This window comes from Halobaculum marinum, assembly GCF_029338555.1.
In the GTDB taxonomy this organism is placed as follows: domain Archaea; phylum Halobacteriota; class Halobacteria; order Halobacteriales; family Haloferacaceae; genus Halobaculum; species Halobaculum marinum.
Window position 1 is genome coordinate 2,305,193 of sequence record NZ_CP119989.1, and the last position, 22,154, is coordinate 2,327,346.

The following is a 22,154-nucleotide window of genomic DNA, read 5'->3' on the forward strand; positions in this document are numbered from 1 at the left end:
GTCTCGGGCCGCGGTGTCAGACTTCCTCGCGCGGGACGACGCGGAGGGGGAGGTTCGAGCCGAGGAGGATGTCCTGCGCGATGCTCCCGAACAGCGCCTTCCCGGTCGGCGACCGTTTCCGGATGCCGATCACGAACTCGTCGGCGTCGACGTCGTCACCGTACGCGAGCACCTCCTCCGCCGGGCGGTTCCCGCGGATGAACTGGTGCGTCTCGACGGTGACGCCGTCGACCGAGTCGAGTTCGGTCTCGACGGTCTTGAGGGCGTTCTCCCCCTCTCGGGCGTCCTCCGCGGTCGTCTCGTCGCCGCCGGGGTGGGCGTTGATCGCGTGGACTTCGTCGCCGGGCGCGAGGCGCTCGCGCAGGTAGTCTGACAGTTCCTCGCTGGTGTGCACCGAGTTGGTAGCAAGAACGAACAGCACAATCGGATCGCGCGATCCGTCGTGGTATAACCCTACCGCCGACCATGTGCGCGGGCGGGGACTGGGGGGGTCGGATATCGGGTGCCGACTATCGGCCACCGGGCACCGGCACGACCCGCATCGGCACGGTCGAGTTCATTAGGATCTCCTGAGCGACGCTGCCGAACAGCAGTTTCGAGGCGGGCGTCCGCTTGCGCACGCCCATGACGATCTCGTCGGCCTCGTAGCGCTCGACGAACTCGAGCACGTCCTCGGCGGGCGAGTTCCCCCGGACGAGTTGGTGGGTCTCGACGGCGGTCACCGGCGAGAGCCGCCTGTTGACGACCGCGAGCGCGTCCTTCCCGCGGTCGAGTTGCTCCTGTGTGGTGTGGTCGCCGCCGCGCTGGGAGTTGACGGCGTGGACGGTGTCTCCCTCGGCGACGCGGGGGTCGAGGTACGCACACAGGGCCTCACTGCGCTCGACCGAGTTCGTGGCAAGGACGTACAGCATACGCACCTGTTCGCGCCCGTCCGCCGTAACCGCCGCGTCGATCCCCACGACGCGAGGACGGTCGACGGTCCTGTCGCAACACAAAGTGTTTACCACATGCCTGAGCAGTCGCGGACGCATGTCACGAGAACGACGACTGGCCGCGGGTGCGGCCGCCGTCGTGCTCGTCGCCCTCCTCGGGGTCGCCGCGATACCCGGCGTCCTCGCGAACCCGGCCGCAGAGGACCTGACCAGACCCGGTCATGTCCACATCGCCGAGTCCCCGGCGATCGATCCGGGAGAGGTCGACGGCGCGACGGCGACGCTGACGCTGCACACCCGCATCGGCCACGCCGGCAACCCGACCGACAACGTCTCCGTGCGCTACCGGGCGTACGACGCGGAGTCCGGGCTGTTGGCGACGGAGCGGACAGTCGAGTTGGACGAGTTGACCGGTGAGCGGAGCGTCCCCGTGAACACCACTATCGAGGTGCCCCGGGAGGGCGGCTACGTCATCGAGACAGTCGTGTTCCGCGACGGGCAGGTGGTCGACCGCGACCGGACCCAGATCTCCGGCCTGGAGGCGCTGGGCACCGAGGTTCGCTTCACCGACAGCGACGCGGTGCCCCCGCTGGCGGTGTCGGTCGCCTCGGTCGACGCCGACGCGAACCGCACCACCCTCTCGGTGGCGGCGTCGCTGACGAACCGCGGCACCGAACCCAGCGGCGACCTCCGCGTGGAGGTTATCCTCCGGCAGGCGGAGTCGAACCTGGTCGCCGCCCGCGAGGAGACGACCGCGAGCGGCATCGGCCCGGGTCGGACCGCCGACGCGACGACCGAACTGACGGTGCCGAGCGACTACAACTACTACGTGGACGCCGCGGTGTACCGCGACGGCGTCCTCGTCGACACGGCGCGCTCGGTGGCGAACCTCGACCCGACCGAGACCATCTCGGCCAACGAGACGCGCCGAGACGTCGAGTTCGAGGTCGGCGACTTCGCTGGCGACGACGACGGCGCGCAGGCACGGACGGAGGCGCCGGCGGCGACCGAGACGAGCACGGCGACGCCCGGGTTCGGGCCGGTCGTCGCGCTCGTCGCGCTGCTGGCGGCGGCGCTGCTGGCGGTACGGAGGACGCGATCATGAGCGAGGAACACGCATCTGGAACGACCACCGACGGGGTATCGACGACCGACGACGACGCGACTGGCGTGTTCTCCGGCGACGTGGCGCGCTACGTGAACTACGTCGTGCTGGCGGCGCTGGTGTTGCTCGCGCTCGTCGCGGGCGTCCAGTTCTACACGGGCGTCTCGCGGACCATCTCGCAGTGGGTCACCTACGAGTACCGCTCGATCGTGCAGGCGGCGTTCAACCTCGCCGTACTGTTGATCGCCGCTTCGGGTATCTCGCTGCAGATCCGTCGAATCGCCCGCTGAGGTTCCCGGTAGTCAATCATCCGTCGTCGAGACGGACCCCCGATTCTCGCTTCGTTACGCGATCGCGAGCCAGCCGAGGAACACCGCCAGCGCGCCGAGGGCGGTGCTGGCGACCGCGTGGACGCGGAGGCGGTCGAGTAACTCGTGAGCGTCGCCCTCGTGGTCGAGCGACTCGTGGACCTCGCTGCCGATCTCACACTCGGGGAGGAAGTCCATCGCGACGTGGAGGAACACGCCGGTCGCGAAGCCGAAGACGACGCCGCGCACCGCCGCCGACGCCGGGAGCGCGAGGAACGACGAGGCGATGGCGGCGATGCCGACGCCCGCCGCCGGCAGGAGGATGGCGCTCCACTCGCCGCCACGCCCGGCGAACCGGTGGACCGCGGCGTACCCCGCCGGCCCCTTGTGCGAGACGATTGCGAGGCCGAGCAGCAGCCCCAACTCGGGCATGTTGCCGTAGATGATGCCGATGATCGCGCCGGCGCTGAACGCGTGGGCGGTCAACTCTGCCAGCGAGCGGTCCAGCGGGAGGTCCATGTGCGCGAGACGGTGCCCCAGCGTGTGGGCACCGTAGCCGACGAGGAGGCCCAGCGCGACGCCGAATCCGCCGAACACCGCGCTCTGGCCCATCGCCTGCGGGAGGAGGAACACCGCCGCGCTCGTCACCATCGCGCCCGCAGCGAGGCCGTAGCCCCACACGAGCGTCCCGGTGTGGTGCCCCGGCGTCCGCCCGCCCAGCCACCCCGCGACGGCCATCGCCGCGAACGCGATCCACGCGATACCGAACAGTTTGATCCGCCCGGTCGTCAACGCGAGCGCGCTCGCTGCCACCAGCACCGCCGTGGACACCACGCCCAGGAGGCGTCCGCGGTCGCCGATATGAACGCCAGACGACTCGGTTATAATATCGGCCATGTTACTAACCTCGCAACCGCGGTTAATAATCGCTCCGATCGTTCAGGGATCGACCGACCGCCGGACCCACCCGGACGCACCCGAGGGGAACGGGTCCGTCTCCGCGCTCGGTTGGACGGTGCCGTCGCGTTCGACGGCCCGCACGACCACCTCGTGCTCGCCGTCGGCGACGTACTCGTGGCGCCACCCGCGCCAGGCGTCTACCGCCGCGCCGCCGACCGCCTCGGTCGACTCCGGGTCGGCGTCGGCGGGCGTCGCCCCCGGGAGACGCTCGGTCACCTCGGCGGTCGCCCACGTGTTGCCACCGTCGGTCGACACCTCGACCGCCGAGACACCGCGCGTGCCGGCGTAGGCGTGGCCGCCGACGGTGACGGCGCCGTCCTCACGCGTCTCGACGTGGTGGATCTTCGCGACGGTCGACGCCGGGCCGGTGCCGTGCCACCCCTTCTGCTCCCAGTAGCCGGTCGCCTCCTCGGTCAGCACCTCGATCTCGGTGAGCCACTTCACGTTAATCTCGCCCCAGTGACCAGGGATCAGGGCTCTGACGGGCGCGCCGTGCCCCCGGGGGAGCGGGCGCCCGTTCATCCCCCACGCGAGGAGGCCGTCTTCGAGCGCCGACAGGGGGAACTCCTCGTAGTAGTCGTCCGCTGCGCGGAGCATCACGCAGCAGCCCTCGTCGTCGACGCCCGCCTCGGCCAACAGCGAGGAGACGGGGACGCCCGTCCAGAGGGCGGTGTCCATCTTCCGGCCGTTCACCGGGTCGCCGACGCACCTGAGCGTCTCGAAGCGGTGCTGAGCCGTTCGGCTTCGCAGGTCGTCGAGGTTCACCTCGACCGCCTCGTCGACAGCGCCCGTCACCGACAGCGTCCACTCGTCGGCGTCCACGCGCGGGTCGGCGGGGTTCTTATCGACGACGTAGAACGACTCCGAGACGAGCGGCTCTGCGCCCGCGAGTTCGAACGACCGCTCCTCGGCGACCGCGAGCAGTCGCTCGACCAGCGGGTCCGGGTCGGCGTCGCCGCGGGTGTCCGCGGGCGTCGTCGCCGCCCGAACCGCTCGCGCGAGCGGACCGGCACCCGCCGCCGCGACGGCGACAGTCGCGACGCCCGCCGACCGGAGGAGGCCGCGCCGGTCGGGCCCCGAGACCGGGTCGGTGGCCCTCGCCCCGGCGAGACCGACGGTCGCGCCGCCGAGGGCGCCGCCGAGCACCGCCGCTCCGGGAGTGATCGTCAGGAGGAACGCCGCCAGCGTCTGGACGGCGGCGACGAGGAAGACGGTCTCGGCTCGCTCGCGGTCGGCGCCACGCCCGAATCGCGTCGCGAGTAGGGCGATGGCGGCGAACAGCGCGACCGCGAGCAGCCCGGAGCCCGCCACCAACAGCGGTTGGGCAGTGCTCCCGAGCCCCTGGATGCCAGACGCGATGAGCGCGTCGGGGAGCAGGAGGATCACCGTCTGTGCGAGCGCGACGACGACCCAGCGGGGCGTGAACCCCGTGAGCAGGAACGTCCCGGCGACGACCGCGACGCCGGAGGCGACGGCGACCGCGAGTCGGTCGGGGGCGGGAGACTCCATTCGTGTGTCCCACGGGTCGACGCGGTAAATCGATTCCGCGCTCGTGTGGGCCTGCGGACCGCGGGTGACCCGAATCGCTTTGTCGGGGGACCCCCACCGCTCCACCATGAGCGACGCCGACGACGCGGACGGAGGGTCGACCGTCGACCGGGTGGACGGCGAGGCGGTCAAGCGGACCCGCCCGTGTCCCTACTGCGGGACGTCCATGGTCCACCGCCACTGCGAGTACGTCTGCCCACAGCACGGCGTCGTCTTCGACTGCTCGGATCCGTTCTACGGCTGAGGGGACGCACACCAATCGCGACGCCTCAACCCCGAACTCTGTCGGTTCGCAGAGGGCGCAAAATCGCAAGCCGTGACCGGCACCAACTGTTATAGTGTGTGGTGCCGTACTAATTGTTATCCAGATGCGTGGACGGCACAGTGCTGGCAGAGCGTGGGGTGCGCCGAACCAGCGATGGTAGACGACGACCAGATCGCCCGTAGCAAGCGCATCCAGCAGCGCACCGGGAAGACGTTCCACTTCGCGACCCGCGTCCTCCCCGAACGGGTCCGCGAGCCGACGTACGTGCTGTACGCGTTCTTCCGCGTCGCCGACGAGGTCGTCGACGCCGAGGAGACGGCCCCGCCGGACGAACAGCGGCGCGAACTCGACCGTCTGTGCGACGCTGCACTCGGGCGTGTCGAGACGGACGACCCCGTGCTATCGGCGTTCGCGGAGCTGTGTGAGACGCACGGCATCGCCGACGCGGACGTGGAGACGTTCGTCGACGCGATGCGGTCGGACATCGACACCGAGCGCTACGAGACGTACGCCGACTTGGAGGCGTACATGGACGGCTCCGCCTCGGCGGTCGGTCGGATGATGACCGCCGTCATGGAGCCGGACGAACCCGACGCGGCGCTGCCGCACGCGACGGCGCTGGGCGACGCGTTCCAGTTGTCGAACTTCCTGCGCGACGTGCGCGAGGACATCGTCGACCTCGACCGCGTGTACCTCCCGCAGGAGACCCTCCGCGAGTACGGCGTCACCGAAGCCCAACTGAAGCGATTCGAGTTCGACGACGGCGTCGAGGCCGTGATGCGCCACGAACTGCGTCGCGCCGAGTCGCTGTACAAGGAGGGTGTCGCGGGGATCAAGTACCTCCCCGAGGACTGCCAGTTCGCGGTGTTGCTCGCGGCGGTGCTGTACGCCGAACACCACGCGCTCATCCGCGAGCGCGGGTACGACACGCTCTCCGAGACGCCCTCGTTGAGCACGTTCCGCAAGCTGAAGCTGTTCGTGCGCACCCGAATCGCGTGGTTCCGCTGTAAGGACCCCGAGACGGTGTTCCGCCGCGTCTCGTGTGTCGCCTACGGCGACAGCGAGCCGAACCGGTCGGGCGCCGGCCACGCGGACCGCGTCCCCGCTCGGTAGTCGGTCCGCGAGCGGTTCTCCCTCACGACGCCCGCCTGAACAGCGACGCGTCGAACCGGTCGGCGCGCAGCAGGCCGACGCCGATACCGGCGGCGACGACCGCGGCGACGGGGTTCCAGAACCACAGGTTGACGCCGCCCCACAGTAGCACGAAGCTCACCATGTCGTCGAGCATGAACTCGCAGTCGGCCAGGCGGCGACGCAGGTCGCGTCGGTCGAACGCGGCGTCGAGGACGACGACCGCGACCGTCGCGGAGACGACCCACCCCGCGTAGTTGGACAGCGGGACGCCGTAGAACCCCGCCCCCGACAGCACGCCGAGCGCGCCGACGTTCTCGACGCCCGTGTACGCCCAGAAGCCCAACGCGACGGCGCCGGGGTCGAGCACCACGTCCATCACGAGCACGAGGGCGATAACCGCCAGCAGGCGGACTGCAGTTCGGTCCGCACGGTCGCCGAGCAGGAGCAGACACAGGAGGTACGCGTTCGCGACGAGCGGGAGGAAGAACACCGGGAGGCCGAGCGGGACGCCGCCCAGTTCCGGCCCGAGCGCGACGAGGTACTCGAACTCGCCGTACGGCCAGCCGGTGGTCACGCCGACGTACTCGATACCGTAGGCGTACGCCGACAGCAGGCCGATGCCCGCGAGTTCGCGACGACCGACCAGCGGCGCCAGGCCGACGACCAGCGGCGAGCGCATCACGAGCGTCCCCAGCAGGATCATGCCGCCGTTGAACGCCAGCGGTTCGAGCAGCGTCCCGTCGAAGACGCCCTCGGCGCTCGCGACGAGGAGGACCGCACCGACGAGCGGGAACACCACGGAGATCGTGAAGCGGTTCTCGCGCACGAGCGCGTCGAGCGCACCCTCCGCCTCGCGGCGGTCTGCGGGCAGCGCCTCGCGGAGGTCGCCGAGTCGGCCGATTCCGGCGTCGGAGCTCACGGCAACACCGCCTCCGGGGGGACGATGCGGGTGAGCGCCCCCATCGTGAGGAGCGCGCCGACGGCAGTGTTGATGGCGGGGTACCACCAGTACGCGCGGTCGACGGCGACGCCCGACCAGTAGATGCCGAACACGACCGCTGGGTACACGAGTAACAGCAGGCCGATGCGGATGTCGACGACCGCGAACGCGCCCGCCGACACAAGCCAGCAGGCGGCGCAGTACGCGTAGGTGCGCTCGGCGCCCAGCACGGTCGCGGTGGTGCGGATGCCGGCCTCGCGGTCCGGTTCGATGTCGGGGATGGCCGAGAACGTGTGCATCCCCATCGCCCACAGCCACGCCCCGACGAGCGCCGCGACCGGCGGTGCCTCGCCGGCGACCAGCGCGAACGCGGCCGCGCCGGGGAGGACGTACAGCCCGTTCGACACGGAGTCGAGCACCGGCGTCGTCTTGAACCGGAACGGCGGGGCGGAGTACTCCGCGCCGAGGAGCAGAAAGCCCGCGAGGAACGGCCACGCGGCCCGCGGCGAGATGGCGAAGGTCCCGGCGCCGAGCGCCGCGCAGGCGACGACGACCGCCGGCACGAGCGGGCCGCCGTCGTAGCGCACTTCCCGCTCGTCTTTCTTCGGGTTCACCTCGTCGACGTCGCGGTCGAACACGTCGTTGACGCCGTACAAGAACAGGTTCGCCGGGAGTAGGAAGTAGCCGAACAGCAGGAAGTTGGCCGGGCGGAACAGCTCTGGGACGGTCGCGGCGCCGAAGGCGACGCCGACGACGACGGGGCCGGCGAGGTAGAACCAGAAGCGCGGGCGCGACAGCTTCAGGAGGTAGCGACCTCGTGCCGTGGCTCCGGCGTACGCCTCCATCCGTCTACGTGGACCCGCCCATCACTTCCGCCGTGAGCAGGCCGGAGATGAGACACATCGGCACCCCGATGCCGGGCGTCGTCGTCGACCCGGTGAAGTAGAGGCCGTCGACCTCGCTGGACTCGTGGCCGGGGCGGAACGGCGCGGTCTGGCGGAGCGTGTGCGCCAGCCCCAGCGCCGACCCCATCATCGAGTTGTAGCGGTCGGCGAAGTCGTCGACGCAGAACTCCTTCTCGTACACGAGGCGGTCGCGCAGGTCGACGCCCGTGTTGTCGGCGATGTCGTCGAGGACGAGCTGTCGGTACTGGCTCCGCAGTTCGGGCGTGTCCTCCAGTCCCGCCGCGATGGGCACGAGCACGAACAGGTTCGAGTGGCCCTCAGGCGCGACGGTGTCGTCGGTCTTCGAGGGCACACAGAGGTAGTACGCGGGGTCGTCGGGCCACGCCGGGTCGTCGAAGATGTCCTCGAAGTGGTCGTCCCAGTCGGTCGGGAGCACGAGCGTGTGGTGGGCGAGTTCTTCCACGTCGCCCTCGACGCCCATGTACAGGAGGTACGCCGACGGGGCGTACGTGCGCGACTCCCAGTAGTCGGCGTCGTACTGGCGCTTGCGCGGCGCGAGCAGTTCCTGCTCGGTGTGGGCGTAGTCGGCGTCGCTGACGACCAGGTCCGGGTAGTAGGTGTCGCCCGCGTCGCCGTCGGCGGTCGCCGTCTCCACTTTGAAGCCGCCGCGCTGACCCTTGATGGCGGTGACGGGCGTGTCCGTCTCGTAGGTGACGCCCAACTCCGCGCCCAACTCGACGATGCCGTCGACGACGGCGCCGATGCCGCCGTCGGGGTAGTAGACGCCGAGGTTGAAGTCGACGTGGCTCATGAGGTTGTACAGCGCCGGCGTGTTGTGCGGCGACCCGCCGAGGAACACCAGCGTGTACTGCATGATCTGCTGGAGCTTCGGGTGGTCGAAGTAGTCCTCCACGTGGTCTTGCATCGAGCCGATGAGCGACAGTCCCCACGAGTAGCGGAGCACGTCGAGGTCGACGAAGTCGCGGAGGTCGTCGCGGTGCTCGTACACGAAGTGCTCCATCCCGATGTCGTAGTTGCGCTCGGACTTCTGGAGGTAGTCGTCGAAGGCGTCGCCTGCGCCCGCCTCGTACGACTCGAACGTCTCGCGGTTCGCGTCCAGGTCCGGGACCATGTCGACCTGGTCGCCGTCCTTGAAGAAGATCCGATAGTGGGGGTCGAGTCGCGACAGCGTGTAGTAGTCCGACGGCTCGCGGTCGAAGTGGCCGAAGAACGTCTCGAACACGTCGGGCATCAGGTACCACGACGGCCCCATGTCGAAGCGAAAGCCGTCTTCCTCCAGCACCGAGGCGCGACCGCCGAGCTGTTCGTTCTTCTCGAGGAGGGTCACGTCCGCGCCGGCGTCGGCGAGGTAGCAGGCCGTCGAGAGCCCGCCGAAGCCGCCGCCGATCACGACCACGTCCTCGCCGGCCAGCGAGGAGCGGTCTCGGGGTGTTCGCATTACACCGGCTACGACGGGGTCGTGTATAAAGGATGGGCGGACGGGACGGGGGTCGCGTCCCCAGCCTGAGGACGGGAATCGCGAGCGGGCGGGTGCGCGCCCGCAACCCCTACGGTCGCGCCGCCCCTCCAGTCGGACACATGGACAACACAACCGTCGTCGTGACCGGCGCGACTCGTGGGGTGGGTCGCGCGGTCGCCGAGGCGTTCGTCGCCGAGGGTGCACACGTGGTCGTCTGCTCGCGGTCTGGCGACGATGTCGACCAGACGGTCGCCGCGCTGTCGGCGTCGGGGGCGGGGTCGGCCTCCGGACTGCGCGCCGACGTGCGCGACGAGTTCGACCTCGAACGACTGCTCCACCACGCCGACGGAGCGGGCGACGGCGCCGGCGTCGACGTGGTGGTCGCCAACGCCGCCGTCAACCACGGCACGCCCGGCGAGATGCCGCTCGACGCGGAGCCGTACAGCCGGTTCGACGACACGGTCCGCACGAACGTCCGCGGCGTGTTCGCAACCATCCAGGAGGCGACCCCCTACCTCACCGACGACGCGCGGATCCTCGTCCCGTCGGGGTCGGTCGCCCGCGAGACGAAGCCGGGGATGGGCGCGTACGCGGTGTCGAAGGCCGCCGCCGAGGCAGTCGTCCGGCAGGCGAACGCGGACCTCGACGCGACGGTGTTCACACTGGACCTCGGGCTCGTGAACACCGCGCTCACCGGGAACACGGGCGGTCGCGACCCCGCGGACGTGGCGCCGATGTTCCTGTGGGCGGCGACGGAGGCGGACGCTGAGGAGTACGGCGGCGGGGTCGTCGGCCTCCGCGAGTGGAAGTCGGCGACGAGATAACAGCGGCGAGAAGCGTCGGGCAGCCCGTGAGGGCGAGTCGCGGTCGCCTTACGAGGTCGACGGCGACATCGAGATGTTCAGCCCCTTCTGGATGATCTGGGTGAACGCCATCGAGCACAGGAAGTACCAGATAATCCACGTGGGCATGATGAACAGCGTCTCCGTCCACGTCACCTGTCCCCAGATGGGGACGACGATGGGCTGGAGGTCGGTCCAGACGCCCTCGGCGCCGCGGAAGCCGATCCCCCAGTACATCCACAGGAACGCGGGGATCGTGAACACCATGATCCACACCATCGGACGGAACTGCTCTTTGAACATGCCGAGCTGGTCGCCCATGGCCTCCATCTGCTCTTCCTGGATCGCCTCCATCGCGGCGTCGTCGCCGCGCTCCTTCGCCTCCTTGCGGCGCTCTTGGATGTCCTTCATCCGCTCTTGGTAGGCGGCCATGCGGTCCATGTCCATCAGGTTCGCGCGCAAGAGCGTGGAGTACAGCCCCGTCAGCGTCGCGATCACGATAATCACGGCGTACAGCGGGAGCAGATCCTGCAGCGGACCGAGGACGAGGTCGATAGTGCTGCCGACGACGTTGCGAACCGGCCCGTAGGAGTAGCCGATGAAGAACAGCAGCGTCACCACGCCCGCCGCCTTGTCGTAGATGCTCCACGACGCGCCGTCGGAGTCAGGAAGCTCGACATCGCTCCCGGTCGAGGCGGCGCTGGACTCTTCCGGCGCCTCCAGTCCGGCCTCGATCTCCGCGCGGTCGGCCAGCGCGAAGCCCGTCTCGCCGTCTTCGAGGACGCCGCGCTCGATGAGGCGACCCCACTGGCCGCTCGTGAGCTCCTCGCGCACGTCGACCCACTGGATCTCGCCGTCCTCGGCGCGCTCGAGGACGATCTCGATCGCGTCGCGCATCTCGGGCTCTGCCGCGAGCTCCCGGACGCGCTTCTCGATTCGTGCCATTACCCGCCGTAGGCGACAGCCACGTAAGAAGGTTGTACTCTCGGCGCCGCCCGCGCGGGCGGTGCGTGCGGTCGGTGTCGTCGCCTCAGGACTCGACGACGTCGCGGAGGTTCTCGAACACGTCGTCGGGCGTCCCCTCGCCGGAGACCTCGACGAGCGACCCCTCGTCGCGGTAGTGCTCGACGACGGGTTCGGTGTTCTCGCGGTACACCCGGAGGCGCTCGCGGACCGTCTCCTCGGTGTCGTCCTCGCGCTGGATCAACTCGGCGCCGCACTCGTCGCAGACGCCCTCCTCCTCGGGCTGGTCGAACTCGACGTGGTAGTTCGCGCCACACTCCGAACAGACGCGCCGACCGGTGAGGCGCTCGACGAGCACGTCCTCGGGCACCGACAGGAAGACGACGTAGTCGAGGTCGGTCTCCTCGGTGAGGAACTCCGCCTGGTCGAGGTTGCGCGGGTAGCCGTCGAGCACGAAGCCGTCGGCGTCGGCCAGCGCCGCGACGACGATTTCGTTGACCACCGGGTCCGGCACGAGTTCGCCGGCGTCCATGAACTCGCCGGGCGTGCCGTACTCCGTCTCCATCTCCTTGTTCTGGCGAAGCGCGTCGCCCGTCGTGATGTGGTCGAGGTCGTACTCGGCGGTGAGGCGCTTCGCTTGCGTCCCCTTCCCCGCACCCGGTGGCCCGAGCAACAGGATTCGGTGGTCGCTCATACCTCCTCGGTCCGGGGCCACGGTGAAAGGCGTGCGGATTCCGGCGCGGTTCGCGAGCACGACCCCCTCGGTCGGCGACCGCCAGCGTGCCACCCGCTCGGGGGCGACCGCCCGGTTTTTGCGTCGACCGCGAGAACGACACCCCATGACCCGCTTCGACGCCGACACGGCAGCCGACCGCCGGAAGCTGTTCGCGGACGCCGTCACCGCCCACCGCGAGCGCGGGAGCGCGTTCCTCACGATCGAGGTGGAACCGCCGCGCGAGGAACTCCAGTTCGGCGAGTCAGACGAGGCTGGCGACGGCGACGCCGCAGACGACGAGAACTCGCCCCCGCCGTGGATTCAGTTCGCCGAGAAGACGTTCAACCTCGACTGCACTGACGAGGAACTGTCGCGGCTCCACGACCTGCTCGACGACTACCCGGAGTTCCGGGTCGACGAGCAGACCGAACCGGAGGAAGCCGAGGGGACGAACCTCCGCATCTCGGCGCGCTCGGACGCCAACCGGCTCGCGAGCTTCCTCGACCGCGCGTTCGCGGAGGTGTACGATCAGCCCGACGACTACCGGGCGTGGGTCGTCCAGATCTGAGGTCGGAGGCTGCGGCGACCCAGTCGAGCGGCCGTCACTCGCGACCGACGAGCAGGTAGAGGATCAGGACGGCCCCGGCGCCGAATATCGAGACGAACAGGCCGGCGAGCATCGTCGCGAGCGCCCACAGCGTCGCGTCGTCGTTACCGCGCGACTGCGCGTCGCGGTACACCCAGTAGGCCATCCCGATCGGGATCAACAGCCCGAAGATCAGGACGAAGATGAAGAACACGATCAGCAGTTCGACACCGCCAGGTATCGCTCCGAACAGCGGGAGAGGGACCATACCGGCGGATGACACGTCTAGCTGATAGGTCTACCGACAGTCAGTCGCGGATGACGACGAGGTAGTACACCGCGAACGCGAGCAGGAACCCGAGCAGGTTCAACAGGAGCGACGCCAGCGCCATCCCGCCGGCCCACAGTTTCGGCGAGTCCGTCCGCCGCGTCTTCGCGTCCTGGTAGGTGAAGTAGCCGACGACGACGGCCACGAGCACGTTGAGCAGGCCGAAGAGGCCGGGGTCGATCAGGCCGAACTGGAGCGGCACGAGCGCCGCGTCGGGGAGCATACCGCTTGGGACTCACGCCGGCGGAATAACTCCTCTGGCGGTCACGGGACGCCGCCGTCAGCGGCGTCGTCGTCGCGCCCGGCGACGAGGTACAGCGCGGCGACGACCACCAGCGCGGGGAGGCTGGCGACGCCGACGAGCACCGCCGCCGTCGGCCACGCGCGTGGGTTGGCGCTTTGGCGACCGGCGTCCCAGCCGACGAGGCCGGCGACGACGACGGTCGGGACGAGTCGAAGCAGGAGTGCGGTCGCGAGGGCGCCACCGCCCGGGAGTGACCCGAACAGCGGGACGTCGGTCGCGAGGACGACACCGAACACCTGGAGGACGTCGATGGGAACCACGCACGGGAGTCCCCGGCGCGGTGACAAAAGCGGGTCGCTCCTCAGAACAGCGAGTCGTCAGTGAGATCTGCGGCCATCACGAAGTCGGGTTGGTCGGAGACTGGCGTCCGCGTCGCGGCGGCGTCGGAGACGCACTCGACGGTCTCTGGGATCAAGATTCGCGTGTCGTCGATGCCGCGGTCGGCGGCGTCGCGGGCGATGGCGTCCGTCAGCGCGTCCAGCGCGTCGGTGTCCGCCCACGCGGCGACTTGGTAGACGCCCCACGTGGTCTCGGTACCGCCCTCGTCCTCGCGGTCGTAGGTGTACGCCAACGCCGACATCGCGCGCGTCCCGCCGTCCGTGACGACGAACAGGCCGTCGCGGTCGGCCGCTGCGCGGAGGTCTGCCCGCGTCAACTCCGAGCAGGCCCACGACTCGTCGCCGTCGAGCGCGAGGCCGCCGAGGTGGTCGCGGGCGTCGCTCGCGGTCCAGAACGCCCACGCGGCGTCGGGGTCTGCGGTCACGTCGAGGTCCGGGTCGGCGTCGGCGTCCGGTTCCGGCTGGAGCCACCGGAACTCCGTCGCGGGACCGAAGCCGACCGCTCGCGACTGGCCGAGGCCGGCGACGTTCCACGAGAACACCATGTTCCGGCAGACGACGGCGCCGTTGTCGCGGGCCCACTGGAAGCCGGCGCGCGAGAGGCCGGGCGAGAGGCCGTGCCCGCGGTAGTCGGGGTTGACTCGCATCGCCTGCGCCCACGCCTCCGTCTCCGACAGCATGACACACTGGAGGACGCCCGCCACGTCGTCGCCGTCGTCGACGTCGACGACCATCGTGTGCTGTCGTTCGTCGTCGCTGGCGACCATGTCGGCGAACACGTCCGGGAGGTAGTCGCCGTGGCGCTCGCCCCACGTGTCCTGTGTGAAGCGGACGACGTGCTCCACGTCCGACTCCCGAGCCTGCCGGATCGTGAACTCGTGGTCGGAGGCGGTGCCGGAGTCGCCGTCGCTCATGTCCAGGGCTTGGACTCCTCGGTGAGTTCGCCCGCGAGGTCGCGACCCATCGCGTCGTCGGCGTCGGCGACGTTCGCGAGCGCCCACATCAGCTTCACCTTCGCCGTGCCGGGGAGCGTGTCGCCCGCCTCGACGACGCCTGCGTCGAGCAGGTCGCGCCCGGTGTCGTACACGCGGTCGCAGACGCGCCCCTCCAGACACTGGCTCGTCATCACGACGGTCGTGCCGTCGTCGACCAGTTCCTCAAACCGCGGGATCAGGTCGGTGTGGACGTGCCCGAGGCCCGTCCCTTCGATCACGACGCCGGACTTCCCGTCGAGGTAGTCGAGCGCTGCGGGGTCCATCCCGGGCGTGAACTTCACCAACTCCACGTCCTCGACGAGGTCTGGCGCGATGTCGAGGTCGGCGTCGCCACGACGGGCGTACGTCTTCCCCTCGCGGAAGGAGACGGCGATGTCGTCCTCGTCGGTGCCGTAGTCGACGCGACCCAGCGGTTCGGCGCCGACCGTCTGGAAGGCGTCGCGACGGGAGGTGTGGTTCTTGCGGACGCGGGTGCCGCGGTGGAGCGCACAGTAGTCGTCTGAGGGGGTGCCGTGCATGCACACCATCACCTCCGCGCAGTCGGACTTGGCCGCCTCGACGGCACAGACGGCGTTCATCACGTTGTCCGAGGAGGGGCGGTCCGCAGAGCGCTGGCTCCCGGTGAACACGATGGGGACGGGCGTGTCGAGCATGAACGACAGCGCCGACGCCGAGTACTGCATCGTGTCGGTGCCGTGCATGACGACGACGCCGTCGGCGCCGGCTTCGACCTCTTCGCGGACGGCCTCCGCGAGGTCCGTCCAGATCTCGGGGTTCATGTTCTCCGAGAGGATGTTGGCGACGACACGCCCGCGGTAGTTCGCGCGGCCCGCCAGGTCGGGGACGGCGCGCAGCACGTCCTCGGCGTCGAAGCGGGCGGTGACGGCGCCGGTGCGGTAGTCGACGGTGGAGGCGATGGTGCCGCCGGTCGAGATGAGCGCGACCGTCGGGAGGTCGTCGTCGAACGACACCGCGGAGGCGTCGCCGTCGGCGTCGTCGTCGCCGACCTCGCGGGCGCCGCGTTCGAGCACTTCGACGCTCGCGTCGGCGCGGTCGACGCCGACGTTGTAGCCGCCCTCGAGCTTAAGCACGAGGTGGTCCTCGTCGCTCGACGGCATCAACACGCCCTCGTCGGTGACGGCCGCGTGCTCCACGCGGACGCGGTCTCCGGGGCTCGGGGTCATACGTGGCGATAGCGGTCGGGGCGAACTTGAACTTGCCCGTCCGCGGTTCCCCCCGCCGCCCTCGCCGCGAGCGATCTGGTGCCGTCCAGCGGTCTCACTCGTGACCGTCCGAGGCGACCCGACACAAGAACCATACCCTCGGGTCGCCCACTCACAGCTATGTCGAAGAGTCTGGAGGAACTGCAAGAGCTCGCCGAACGTGACGTGGGGAGCGACGACACCGGCGACGCCAGCGGCACCGACGCCACGGAGGAGGCTACCGGTACGGGCCACGACGCCGACGACTCGGGTGACGGCTCTCGCGCCCTCCTCGGTCGCTCGCCGTTCTCGGTGAAGGGGTTCGGCGTCACGCTCCTCGTGCTCGTCGCGGGCCTCGTCGCCGGCTCTGCGGTGCCCATCGTCGGCGGCCTCGCGCGGTACGTCGGATTGTTCGCGGCGGCGTTCGCCCTCGGGCTCGCCCGCTCGCGCCGCGCGTACCTCGAAACCGCTGTCGCGGGCGCGCTCGCCGCCGGCGGCGCGTTCCTGCTCGGCACGCTCACCACCGGGACGCTGGTGCTCGGAACGAACCTACTCGCAGACTACGGGGTTCCCATCGCGGGTGTGGGCGTCACGGTCGGGGTGCTCCTGTCGGTCGCGGGGGTCTACTTCGGGCGCGACCTGCGCGACGGGCTGACGCGCGACGTGGAGTGACCTACGCCGAGAGCCGCCATCGCTTGCCCTCCCGGACGACGAGGTCGGCCTCCGACAGGCGATGGAGCCCCTCCTCCACGGCCTCCGGCTCCACGTTCACCTCCTCGACGACCGATCGCAGCGAGCCGTCGGTCGACGACACTGCCGCCAGTAACTTGGCGTAGAACCGAGAGTCTGCGTCGGCGCCGAGCCGGTCGTTGAGGCGGTCGAGCACGTCGGTGATCCGACCGTGGACCCACCGTTGCGCCAGGGACAACTCGTTCTCCAAGTCTTGAAGGCGGTCGAACTCGGCGGCCAACTCCGCCGCCTCGCCGTCGTCGTCCTCGCCGTCTTCGGTCGTCCAGAACTCCAGGTCGATGTGCATGTGCGGGCACCGTCCCTGGATGTCGAGGTTCGGGTTCGCGGGGTACGCCGACTTCGTGCCGAAGCCGTGCCGAGAGACGTTCACTTCGAGGCGCACGTCGCGGGCGATGTGGAAGTACTTGCGCCGCCGGTCGTCGGTGTGGCTCTCGATGAGCCCCGCGTCCTCCAGTTTCCGGAGGTGGTCGATGACGGCCTTCGGCGACACGCCGAGGTACTCGCTGATCTCGGTCACGTAGCAGGGTTTGTGCGAGAGCAGCCGGAGAATGCGCCGGCGGTTCTCGTTCCCGAGGAGATCGAGCAGTACCGCGGAGTCCATACACCTGTGGTAACCGCTCCGGCTATTTAACCTCCGCGTCAGCGAGCAGTAGATTCGCCAGACGGCAACACGGTGGCTGCGACCGCGACCGCGACGACCGTCGCCGCGAGACTCCCCACCGCGAGCGTCCACCCGGGGTCGTAGCGCACCGGCGGGTGGTTCGCGAACGGCAGGCCGAGGAGGAAGCCGTAGTCGAACACGTCGTTCGCGAGCGCGAGGAGTGCGACCGCCGCGAGCGTCCGCCGGGAGGTGTGACCGACGCGAGCGAGCAGCAGCGCCTCCCCGAGGAACGCGGCGTGGGTGAGGAGGATGCCCCAGTAGGCCCACAGCGAGTCTGCGTCGAAGCCGACGTACAGGTCGTTCGGAAGGTCGCCACGGACGAAGGGGATGTTGAGCGCGACGAACGTCCACAGCCCCATCTTCACGAGCCAGACGACTGCGAGCGTCGTCAGCACAGACAGGAGTGTCGTCCGCGTGACCGACGAGAGACGCCGCCCGGCGAACGGTACGAGCGCCGCGAGCACGAGCGTCCCGAGCGCGATGGCGGTGGGGGAGTCGCCGTACAACGGCCACAGGTACGTCGCGACCGCGGGCATCGTCTCGACGTAGTAGCGCACGCCGACGAGGAACGCGAGCCCGTTCGCGAGCAGGAGGAGCGCGAGCGTGAACGGCGTCGTCAGGTAGAACTCCGCGAGCGACGCGGGCAGGGGGTTACGGGTCGCGGTGTCGTCGGCCACGTCTGTCCGTCGTCTCGTACGCCTCCGGCATAACGGCGCGTGGTTCGCGACGGGACCACACCGCGCCCCCGACACCCCGAAGCAGCGCAGGCGGGTGTCGGGGACGGACCGGCTCCCGACCAGCCGCCGGCGATGATCGCCGACACACCGCGGGGTGGGACTTTCGCGGTCTTCGTGTTCGTCGCGGTCTTCGCAACCGCTCTCGTGGGGACGGCAGCAGTCGTTCGGTCGATCTACCACCGATCCCGTATCGATCATCGCCACCGCTAAGCCCCGAAGCCCCCAGCGACGACTAACGGAATGAGCCTCCTCGCCGACCTCACGTCCGACGACGGTCTCCCCGAGCGGCCGGACCTCCCGTGGTACGTCGCGCCGCTCCCGCGGGCGGTGGAGAACTTCGGCCTCCACGTCGCCGCGCTCGTCGTCGCGGTCAACCTCGTCGGGACCGCCTTCGGCTTCTGGTACTACGGCTTCCACCCGCTCCCGCTGTCGGACCCGCTGATCACCTGGCAGTTGGGCGGGACGCCGCCGTCGATGTGGGTGTTCGTCCCCGACTCGCCCGTGGCGACGCTGTTCATCGCGCTCGCGCTCGGCCTGTGGAAACTGGGGCGCTCGAACGAGTACGTGAACGCGCTGGCGTTCTTCGGCTGCTGGAAACTCGGGCTGTGGACGCCGTTCGTCCTCCTCGCGTTCGCCGACGGCTTCACCGCGACGACGCCGCTCCCGATGTATCTGTTCCTGCTGTTCTCGCACCTCGCGATGACCGTCGAGGGGTTCCTCCTGTACCGCATCGCCGACTTCCCGGTGAAGGCGGTCGCCGTCGCGCTGGCGTGGTACGGCCTCAACGACGTGGTCGACTACTTCCTGCCGATCGTCGGGACGCCACACCACACGCTGATGCCCGGGCAGGTGGCGCTGGAGGGGACGCTGGGGTTCACCCATCCGTCGCCGACCCACGAAATCGCCGCTGCAGGTGCGGTCGTGCTCACGCTCACGGCGACGTTCCTCGTGCTCGCCACCCGGGTGAAGAAGTTCGAGGTCGGCGCGCTCCGGTCGGGCGAACCGGGCGAGTAGTTATGATTCGTCGGGGCGACGTTGTCCCGTGAGCAAACCCACCCTCTTTCGCGCGCTCGCGGACCTCCCGCTGACGGTCGAGTCCGCGGGACTGCGTCGCCGGTCGCGCGACACCTCCTCCGGGTTCGAGCGCGTCTCCACGACGGTCCGACTCCGTGGGGCGGGCGAACTCGGGCGCGGCGAGGACGTGACCTACGACGCCCCCGACCACGACGCGCTGTTCGCCGACCCCGGACGCGACCCCCGCACGCCCGCCGACGGTGTCGACTTCCTCGACGCGTTCGCCGGCGAGTGGACGGTTCGTGAGTTCTCCGCCCACCTCGACAACGTCGACCTATTCCCGATGGGCGACCCCGAACGGGAGACGGCCCACCACTACCGGCGCTGGGCGGTGGAGTCCGCGGCGGCGGACCTGGCGCTCCGGCAGTCGGACACCGACCTCGCGAGCCTGCTCGACCGCGACCGCGACCCGGTGACGTTCGCGGCGTCGACGCGACTGGGGGATCCGCCGACCGCCGACCGGGTGACCGCCATCGCCGAACGGGTGCCCGGCATCGAGTTCAAACTCGACCCGACCCCCGAGTGGACAGACGAGGTGGTCGCCGCGCTCCCCACGAGCCAGGTGCGCGTGCTCGACCTCAAGGGCCTGTACGAGGGGACCGAGGTGGACGTCGAACCGGACGCCGACTTCTACCAGTGGGTGCTCGACTCGTTCCCGAACGCGGTGATCGAGGACCCAGCGATCACCGACGAGACGCGCCACGTGTTCGAGGGCGAAGCGCACAGAGTGTCGTGGGACTACCCGATCACCGGCGTCGACAGCGTCGAGGCGCTCCCGTGGGAACCCGAGTGGCTGAACGTGAAGCCGTCTCGGTTCGGCACGATAGAGTCGTTGTCGGACACGCTGGAGTGGGCCCGCGAGCACGAGGTCACGCTGTACGGCGGCGGCCAGTTCGAGTTGGGCGTCGGTCGCGACCAACTGCACGCGCTCGCGTCGGTGTTCTACCCGGACGCCCCGAACGACGTGGCCCCCGGCGTGTTCAACCTCCCCGCGGTGTCGGACCGACTCCCCGGAACCCCGCTGGCGCCACGGGCGGCGCCGCGCGGGTTCGAGTTCTGACTCGTCGTCCCTCGACGGTCTCGCGCCGTTCGACGTCGCTCCCGCAGGGTCGAACGGTGCCCCGATTCACGCGCGCGGACGTTACTCGGTGATGTCCGACGACCCCGGGGTACCGTAACTCCCTCCGCAGGTGGTTACGAGACCACGGTTCCGCTGAAGCGGGCCTCCATCGCCGCCGACCCCGGGTAGATGTACCCGATGCCACCGAAGAGTAGCTCTCCCTCGATAGTGGACGCGTCATCGGAGAAGCGCAGGTTCATCCCCCCCTGGTAGATCTGATACACGTTCGCCGTGAGTCCGGACAGGGCGTTGAACGAGTTCAACAGTGCCGTGCGGGCGATCCCCCCTGGGTCACCGTCGAGGCGGATCGCGATGCTGTTCGAGTCGGGTTGCGTGACCGACGCGATGTCGATCTGTGCGGTCCGGGAGGTGGTGTCTGCGGGAATGCCGACCGCGGGGTAGAGCCCGGTGTTCGTCGCGAACCAGACCGAACCGGCCTGGGGCGCGCTCCCGGGTGAGCCCGACCGAATGGCGACGTCCCGTGCGTTGACACCCGTTCCGGAGGCACCGCTTCGGTCGATGGTGGGAGCGACCACGAGGAGTGCCGGCCGGGTGAACGTGACGCCACTCGACGTTCTGCCGGTCATCGTGATCAGGTAGGCCGTCTGCGACACCGGCACGTCGGCGCTCGCGCGCCCGGTGACAGCGCGGAGCCCAGCGAGGCCGACCGCGGTCGCACCGAGCGCCTTCACGGCGGTGCGACGTGAGATCTGATTCGACGGGGGATCGATACTGGAGGCGCGAGTGCGTGAGTTCACGAACGTAGTACGCTAGATGCTAACATATCTGTGCGTTCAGAACGAGTACACGATCGACTCCGATGTGGCTAGATTGATCTGCGCCGTGGAGACGGACACAGACTAGCCTCGGGTGGGAACGCCAAACTGAGTCTCGCGGCGGTCGGGACGCGTCACCATCCGTGGGGCTATCGAGCCTGGCATCTCCCCGAGGATCCGCTCAGTTTCCGTCACTCACCCTCTCCATCGTCGAGACGGGGGCGATGCGAACGCTTACTACACACCTCTCGCACGCTTGCGCCATGTCGACGGACGACGGTCGGATCGCTCGCGCGGTCGACAACGCGCTCAGGTATCCCGGAGCCGCCTACCGACTCCTGTTCGCCGTCGTGGTGGGATTCTTCCTCGTGTTCGCGGGGTTCCCCATCTACTGGCTGCTCGTCGTCGCGGTGACGCCGACCGGGGCGGCGCCCGGACTCGTCCCCGAGTCGGTGACGGCGACGAACGTGCTCGTCGTCGTGGTCGGCTCGGAGTTCCTCCGGTACGTGTTCAACAGCCTCGTGATCGCGGCGTGCACGACGGTCGCCGTGGTCGTCGTCGCGAGCCTCGCGGGCTACGCGTTCGGGCGACTGGAGTTCCCCGGGAAGCGAGCCCTCCTGATCGTGACGCTGTGTGTGGCGTACTTCCCGCCGGTTGCGTTCGTCATCCCGTTGTTCCGCTTGCTCTCTGGGGCGCTGGAGGTGTCGGTCTTCGGCGTCACCGCCACGAGTCCCGACCTGTTCAACACGCCCGCCGGTCCCGGCATCCCGCTGACGGGGTTGACGATGCCGCTGGCCATCTTCATCCTCACAACGTTCTTCGAGCGCATTCCGGACACCCTGGAGGACGCCGCCCGCGTCGAGGGGACGACTCGCCTCGGTGCGCTCGTCCGGGTGATCGTCCCGCTGTCGCGCCCGGGCATCGCGACTGCTGCGGTGCTCACCTTCCTCCAGGTGTACACGGAGTTCTTCTTCTCGCTGCTCATGACCAACGGCGACCCGCAGGACTGGGCGCCGATCGTCCCGGTTATTCGGGGGCTCCGGAACGCCAACGCCTCGTTCGCCGCCGCGGCTGCGGTGATCGCACTCGTGCCCGTCGTGCTCCTGCTGGCGCTGGCAGACGACCACGTGGTGGCGGGGTTGACCGCTGGCTACCGGTGAACGCCGGGCGTGGCGGAGCGAGTGCG

The 22,154-nt window shown here is 69.6% G+C and carries 27 protein-coding genes; 10 read left to right on the plus strand and 17 right to left on the minus strand.

The features are described 5' to 3' along the window. Positions 1–16: 16 nt before the first annotated feature. Positions 17–424, minus strand: a complete 408-nt coding sequence (locus P0R32_RS11935; protein WP_276239401.1) for a universal stress protein — start codon at positions 422–424, stop codon at positions 17–19. Between the two features lie 85 nt (positions 425–509). Next, positions 510–911: a universal stress protein gene (locus P0R32_RS11940; RefSeq protein WP_276237233.1), complete on the minus strand. Its 402-nt coding sequence runs from the start codon at positions 909–911 to the stop codon at positions 510–512. A gap of 118 nt (positions 912–1,029) precedes the next feature. Between P0R32_RS11940 and P0R32_RS11945 the strand changes: the two genes are divergently transcribed. Together P0R32_RS11945 and P0R32_RS11950 are read left to right on the plus strand one after the other, a co-directional pair. Beyond that, positions 1,030–2,037, plus strand: a complete 1,008-nt coding sequence (locus P0R32_RS11945; RefSeq protein ID WP_276237234.1) for a DUF7490 domain-containing protein — start codon at positions 1,030–1,032, stop codon at positions 2,035–2,037. Continuing rightward, on the plus strand, positions 2,034–2,327 hold the full coding sequence (locus P0R32_RS11950) for a DUF8060 family membrane protein (protein WP_276237235.1): 294 nt from the start codon (positions 2,034–2,036) through the stop codon (positions 2,325–2,327). The genes P0R32_RS11945 and P0R32_RS11950 overlap by 4 nt, the downstream gene beginning before the upstream one ends. Positions 2,328–2,381: 54 nt before the next feature. On the opposite strand, the gene P0R32_RS11955 is transcribed toward P0R32_RS11950, so the two are convergent. Together P0R32_RS11955 and P0R32_RS11960 are read right to left on the minus strand one after the other, a co-directional pair. Then, positions 2,382–3,242, minus strand: a complete 861-nt coding sequence (locus tag P0R32_RS11955; protein ID WP_276237236.1) for a ZIP family metal transporter — start codon at positions 3,240–3,242, stop codon at positions 2,382–2,384. A gap of 42 nt (positions 3,243–3,284) precedes the next feature. Continuing rightward, positions 3,285–4,814, minus strand: coding sequence for a molybdopterin-dependent oxidoreductase (locus tag P0R32_RS11960; protein ID WP_276237237.1), 1,530 nt, complete (start codon positions 4,812–4,814; stop codon positions 3,285–3,287). Between the two features lie 106 nt (positions 4,815–4,920). Between P0R32_RS11960 and P0R32_RS11965 the strand changes: the two genes are divergently transcribed. Beyond that, positions 4,921–5,097, plus strand: coding sequence for an HVO_2523 family zinc finger protein (locus tag P0R32_RS11965; protein ID WP_276237239.1), 177 nt, complete (start codon positions 4,921–4,923; stop codon positions 5,095–5,097). 174 nt (positions 5,098–5,271) lie between these two features. Next, positions 5,272–6,231, plus strand: a complete 960-nt coding sequence (locus P0R32_RS11970; RefSeq protein WP_276237240.1) for a phytoene/squalene synthase family protein — start codon at positions 5,272–5,274, stop codon at positions 6,229–6,231. Positions 6,232–6,253: 22 nt separating this feature from the next. On the opposite strand, the gene cruF is transcribed toward P0R32_RS11970, so the two are convergent. From cruF to P0R32_RS11985, 3 genes are read right to left on the minus strand one after another with little or no spacing between them, the layout of a single operon-like run. Continuing rightward, a complete protein-coding gene (gene cruF, locus P0R32_RS11975; RefSeq protein ID WP_276237241.1) occupies positions 6,254–7,171 on the minus strand; it encodes a bisanhydrobacterioruberin hydratase in 918 nt (305 codons plus the stop codon). Beyond that, complete coding sequence (locus P0R32_RS11980; protein ID WP_276237242.1) at positions 7,168–8,037, minus strand: prenyltransferase; 870 nt, start codon at positions 8,035–8,037, stop codon at positions 7,168–7,170. Before P0R32_RS11980 ends, cruF begins: the two co-directional genes overlap by 4 nt. A 4-nt stretch (positions 8,038–8,041) precedes the next feature. Continuing rightward, positions 8,042–9,556 (minus strand): phytoene desaturase family protein, encoded by a 1,515-nt coding sequence (locus P0R32_RS11985; protein ID WP_276237243.1) that lies wholly within the window; start codon positions 9,554–9,556, stop codon positions 8,042–8,044. 140 nt (positions 9,557–9,696) lie between these two features. Here P0R32_RS11985 and P0R32_RS11990 point away from each other — a divergent pair, with 140 nt between their 5' ends. Next, positions 9,697–10,401, plus strand: coding sequence for an SDR family NAD(P)-dependent oxidoreductase (locus P0R32_RS11990; RefSeq protein WP_276237244.1), 705 nt, complete (start codon positions 9,697–9,699; stop codon positions 10,399–10,401). Positions 10,402–10,449: 48 nt separating this feature from the next. On the opposite strand, the gene P0R32_RS11995 is transcribed toward P0R32_RS11990, so the two are convergent. Further along, complete coding sequence (locus P0R32_RS11995) at positions 10,450–11,364, minus strand: DUF106 domain-containing protein (protein WP_276237245.1); 915 nt, start codon at positions 11,362–11,364, stop codon at positions 10,450–10,452. Positions 11,365–11,449: 85 nt separating this feature from the next. After that, positions 11,450–12,076 carry an adenylate kinase gene (locus P0R32_RS12000; RefSeq protein WP_276237246.1) on the minus strand — a complete coding sequence of 209 codons (627 nt, stop codon included), beginning with the start codon at positions 12,074–12,076 and terminating at the stop codon, positions 11,450–11,452. 145 nt (positions 12,077–12,221) lie between these two features. On the opposite strand from P0R32_RS12000, the gene P0R32_RS12005 reads away from it, so the two are divergent. Then, positions 12,222–12,665, plus strand: coding sequence for a DUF7975 family protein (locus P0R32_RS12005; RefSeq protein ID WP_276237247.1), 444 nt, complete (start codon positions 12,222–12,224; stop codon positions 12,663–12,665). A gap of 34 nt (positions 12,666–12,699) precedes the next feature. On the opposite strand, the gene P0R32_RS12010 is transcribed toward P0R32_RS12005, so the two are convergent. The 5 genes from P0R32_RS12010 to gatD are packed head-to-tail and all read right to left on the minus strand — an operon-like array spanning position 12,700 to position 15,832. Next, a complete protein-coding gene (locus P0R32_RS12010; protein ID WP_276237248.1) occupies positions 12,700–12,951 on the minus strand; it encodes a hypothetical protein in 252 nt (83 codons plus the stop codon). Positions 12,952–12,991: 40 nt separating this feature from the next. Next, entirely contained in the window at positions 12,992–13,234 is a 243-nt protein-coding gene (locus tag P0R32_RS12015; protein WP_276237249.1) for a hypothetical protein, read from the minus strand. 41 nt (positions 13,235–13,275) lie between these two features. Beyond that, positions 13,276–13,575, minus strand: a complete 300-nt coding sequence (locus tag P0R32_RS12020; protein ID WP_276237250.1) for a hypothetical protein — start codon at positions 13,573–13,575, stop codon at positions 13,276–13,278. Positions 13,576–13,616: 41 nt separating this feature from the next. After that, the gene (locus P0R32_RS12025) at positions 13,617–14,567 is read right to left on the minus strand and encodes a GNAT family N-acetyltransferase (protein WP_276237251.1); all 951 of its coding nucleotides are present in this window, start codon (positions 14,565–14,567) and stop codon (positions 13,617–13,619) included. Further along, the gene (gatD, locus tag P0R32_RS12030) at positions 14,564–15,832 is read right to left on the minus strand and encodes a Glu-tRNA(Gln) amidotransferase subunit GatD (protein ID WP_276237252.1); all 1,269 of its coding nucleotides are present in this window, start codon (positions 15,830–15,832) and stop codon (positions 14,564–14,566) included. The genes P0R32_RS12025 and gatD overlap by 4 nt, the downstream gene beginning before the upstream one ends. 159 nt (positions 15,833–15,991) lie before the next feature. On the opposite strand from gatD, the gene P0R32_RS12035 reads away from it, so the two are divergent. Next, complete coding sequence (locus P0R32_RS12035) at positions 15,992–16,522, plus strand: DUF8526 domain-containing protein (RefSeq protein WP_276237253.1); 531 nt, start codon at positions 15,992–15,994, stop codon at positions 16,520–16,522. Position 16,523: 1 nt separating this feature from the next. Here P0R32_RS12035 and P0R32_RS12040 read toward each other — a convergent pair whose 3' ends face one another. Both P0R32_RS12040 and P0R32_RS12045 read right to left on the minus strand, forming a co-directional pair. Beyond that, entirely contained in the window at positions 16,524–17,201 is a 678-nt protein-coding gene (locus P0R32_RS12040) for an ArsR/SmtB family transcription factor (RefSeq protein ID WP_276237254.1), read from the minus strand. 38 nt (positions 17,202–17,239) lie between these two features. Next, on the minus strand, positions 17,240–17,938 hold the full coding sequence (locus P0R32_RS12045; protein WP_276237255.1) for a DUF1405 domain-containing protein: 699 nt from the start codon (positions 17,936–17,938) through the stop codon (positions 17,240–17,242). Between the two features lie 300 nt (positions 17,939–18,238). Between P0R32_RS12045 and P0R32_RS12050 the strand changes: the two genes are divergently transcribed. Next, on the plus strand, positions 18,239–19,012 hold the full coding sequence (locus tag P0R32_RS12050) for a DUF1405 domain-containing protein (RefSeq protein ID WP_276237256.1): 774 nt from the start codon (positions 18,239–18,241) through the stop codon (positions 19,010–19,012). Positions 19,013–19,040: 28 nt separating this feature from the next. Continuing rightward, a complete protein-coding gene (locus P0R32_RS12055) occupies positions 19,041–20,132 on the plus strand; it encodes a hypothetical protein (protein ID WP_276237257.1) in 1,092 nt (363 codons plus the stop codon). Positions 20,133–20,266: 134 nt separating this feature from the next. On the opposite strand, the gene P0R32_RS12060 is transcribed toward P0R32_RS12055, so the two are convergent. Then, positions 20,267–20,950: a hypothetical protein gene (locus P0R32_RS12060; protein WP_276237258.1), complete on the minus strand. Its 684-nt coding sequence runs from the start codon at positions 20,948–20,950 to the stop codon at positions 20,267–20,269. 281 nt (positions 20,951–21,231) lie between these two features. Between P0R32_RS12060 and P0R32_RS12065 the strand changes: the two genes are divergently transcribed. Next, a complete protein-coding gene (locus P0R32_RS12065) occupies positions 21,232–22,128 on the plus strand; it encodes a carbohydrate ABC transporter permease (protein WP_276237259.1) in 897 nt (298 codons plus the stop codon). The last annotated feature ends 26 nt before the right edge of the window (positions 22,129–22,154 follow it).

Bases quoted from the DNA above. Each gene is read 5' to 3' on its own strand.
- P0R32_RS11940 (WP_276237233.1), bottom strand. From the start codon at position 911: ATGCTGTACGTCCTTGCCACGAACTCGGTCGAGCGCAGTGAGGCCCTG.
- P0R32_RS11945 (WP_276237234.1), top strand. From the start codon at position 1,030: ATGTCACGAGAACGACGACTGGCCGCGGGTGCGGCCGCCGTCGTGCTC.
- P0R32_RS11950 (WP_276237235.1), top strand. From the start codon at position 2,034: ATGAGCGAGGAACACGCATCTGGAACGACCACCGACGGGGTATCGACG.
- P0R32_RS11955 (WP_276237236.1), bottom strand. From the start codon at position 3,242: ATGGCCGATATTATAACCGAGTCGTCTGGCGTTCATATCGGCGACCGC.
- P0R32_RS11960 (WP_276237237.1), bottom strand. From the start codon at position 4,814: ATGGAGTCTCCCGCCCCCGACCGACTCGCGGTCGCCGTCGCCTCCGGC.
- P0R32_RS11965 (WP_276237239.1), top strand. From the start codon at position 4,921: ATGAGCGACGCCGACGACGCGGACGGAGGGTCGACCGTCGACCGGGTG.
- P0R32_RS11970 (WP_276237240.1), top strand. From the start codon at position 5,272: ATGGTAGACGACGACCAGATCGCCCGTAGCAAGCGCATCCAGCAGCGC.
- P0R32_RS11980 (WP_276237242.1), bottom strand. From the start codon at position 8,037: ATGGAGGCGTACGCCGGAGCCACGGCACGAGGTCGCTACCTCCTGAAG.
- P0R32_RS11985 (WP_276237243.1), bottom strand. From the start codon at position 9,556: ATGCGAACACCCCGAGACCGCTCCTCGCTGGCCGGCGAGGACGTGGTC.
- P0R32_RS11990 (WP_276237244.1), top strand. From the start codon at position 9,697: ATGGACAACACAACCGTCGTCGTGACCGGCGCGACTCGTGGGGTGGGT.
- P0R32_RS11995 (WP_276237245.1), bottom strand. From the start codon at position 11,364: ATGGCACGAATCGAGAAGCGCGTCCGGGAGCTCGCGGCAGAGCCCGAG.
- P0R32_RS12000 (WP_276237246.1), bottom strand. From the start codon at position 12,076: ATGAGCGACCACCGAATCCTGTTGCTCGGGCCACCGGGTGCGGGGAAG.
- P0R32_RS12005 (WP_276237247.1), top strand. From the start codon at position 12,222: ATGACCCGCTTCGACGCCGACACGGCAGCCGACCGCCGGAAGCTGTTC.
- P0R32_RS12010 (WP_276237248.1), bottom strand. From the start codon at position 12,951: ATGGTCCCTCTCCCGCTGTTCGGAGCGATACCTGGCGGTGTCGAACTG.
- P0R32_RS12015 (WP_276237249.1), bottom strand. From the start codon at position 13,234: ATGCTCCCCGACGCGGCGCTCGTGCCGCTCCAGTTCGGCCTGATCGAC.
- P0R32_RS12025 (WP_276237251.1), bottom strand. From the start codon at position 14,567: ATGAGCGACGGCGACTCCGGCACCGCCTCCGACCACGAGTTCACGATC.
- gatD (WP_276237252.1), bottom strand. From the start codon at position 15,832: ATGACCCCGAGCCCCGGAGACCGCGTCCGCGTGGAGCACGCGGCCGTC.
- P0R32_RS12035 (WP_276237253.1), top strand. From the start codon at position 15,992: ATGTCGAAGAGTCTGGAGGAACTGCAAGAGCTCGCCGAACGTGACGTG.
- P0R32_RS12040 (WP_276237254.1), bottom strand. From the start codon at position 17,201: ATGGACTCCGCGGTACTGCTCGATCTCCTCGGGAACGAGAACCGCCGG.
- P0R32_RS12050 (WP_276237256.1), top strand. From the start codon at position 18,239: ATGAGCCTCCTCGCCGACCTCACGTCCGACGACGGTCTCCCCGAGCGG.
- P0R32_RS12065 (WP_276237259.1), top strand. From the start codon at position 21,232: ATGTCGACGGACGACGGTCGGATCGCTCGCGCGGTCGACAACGCGCTC.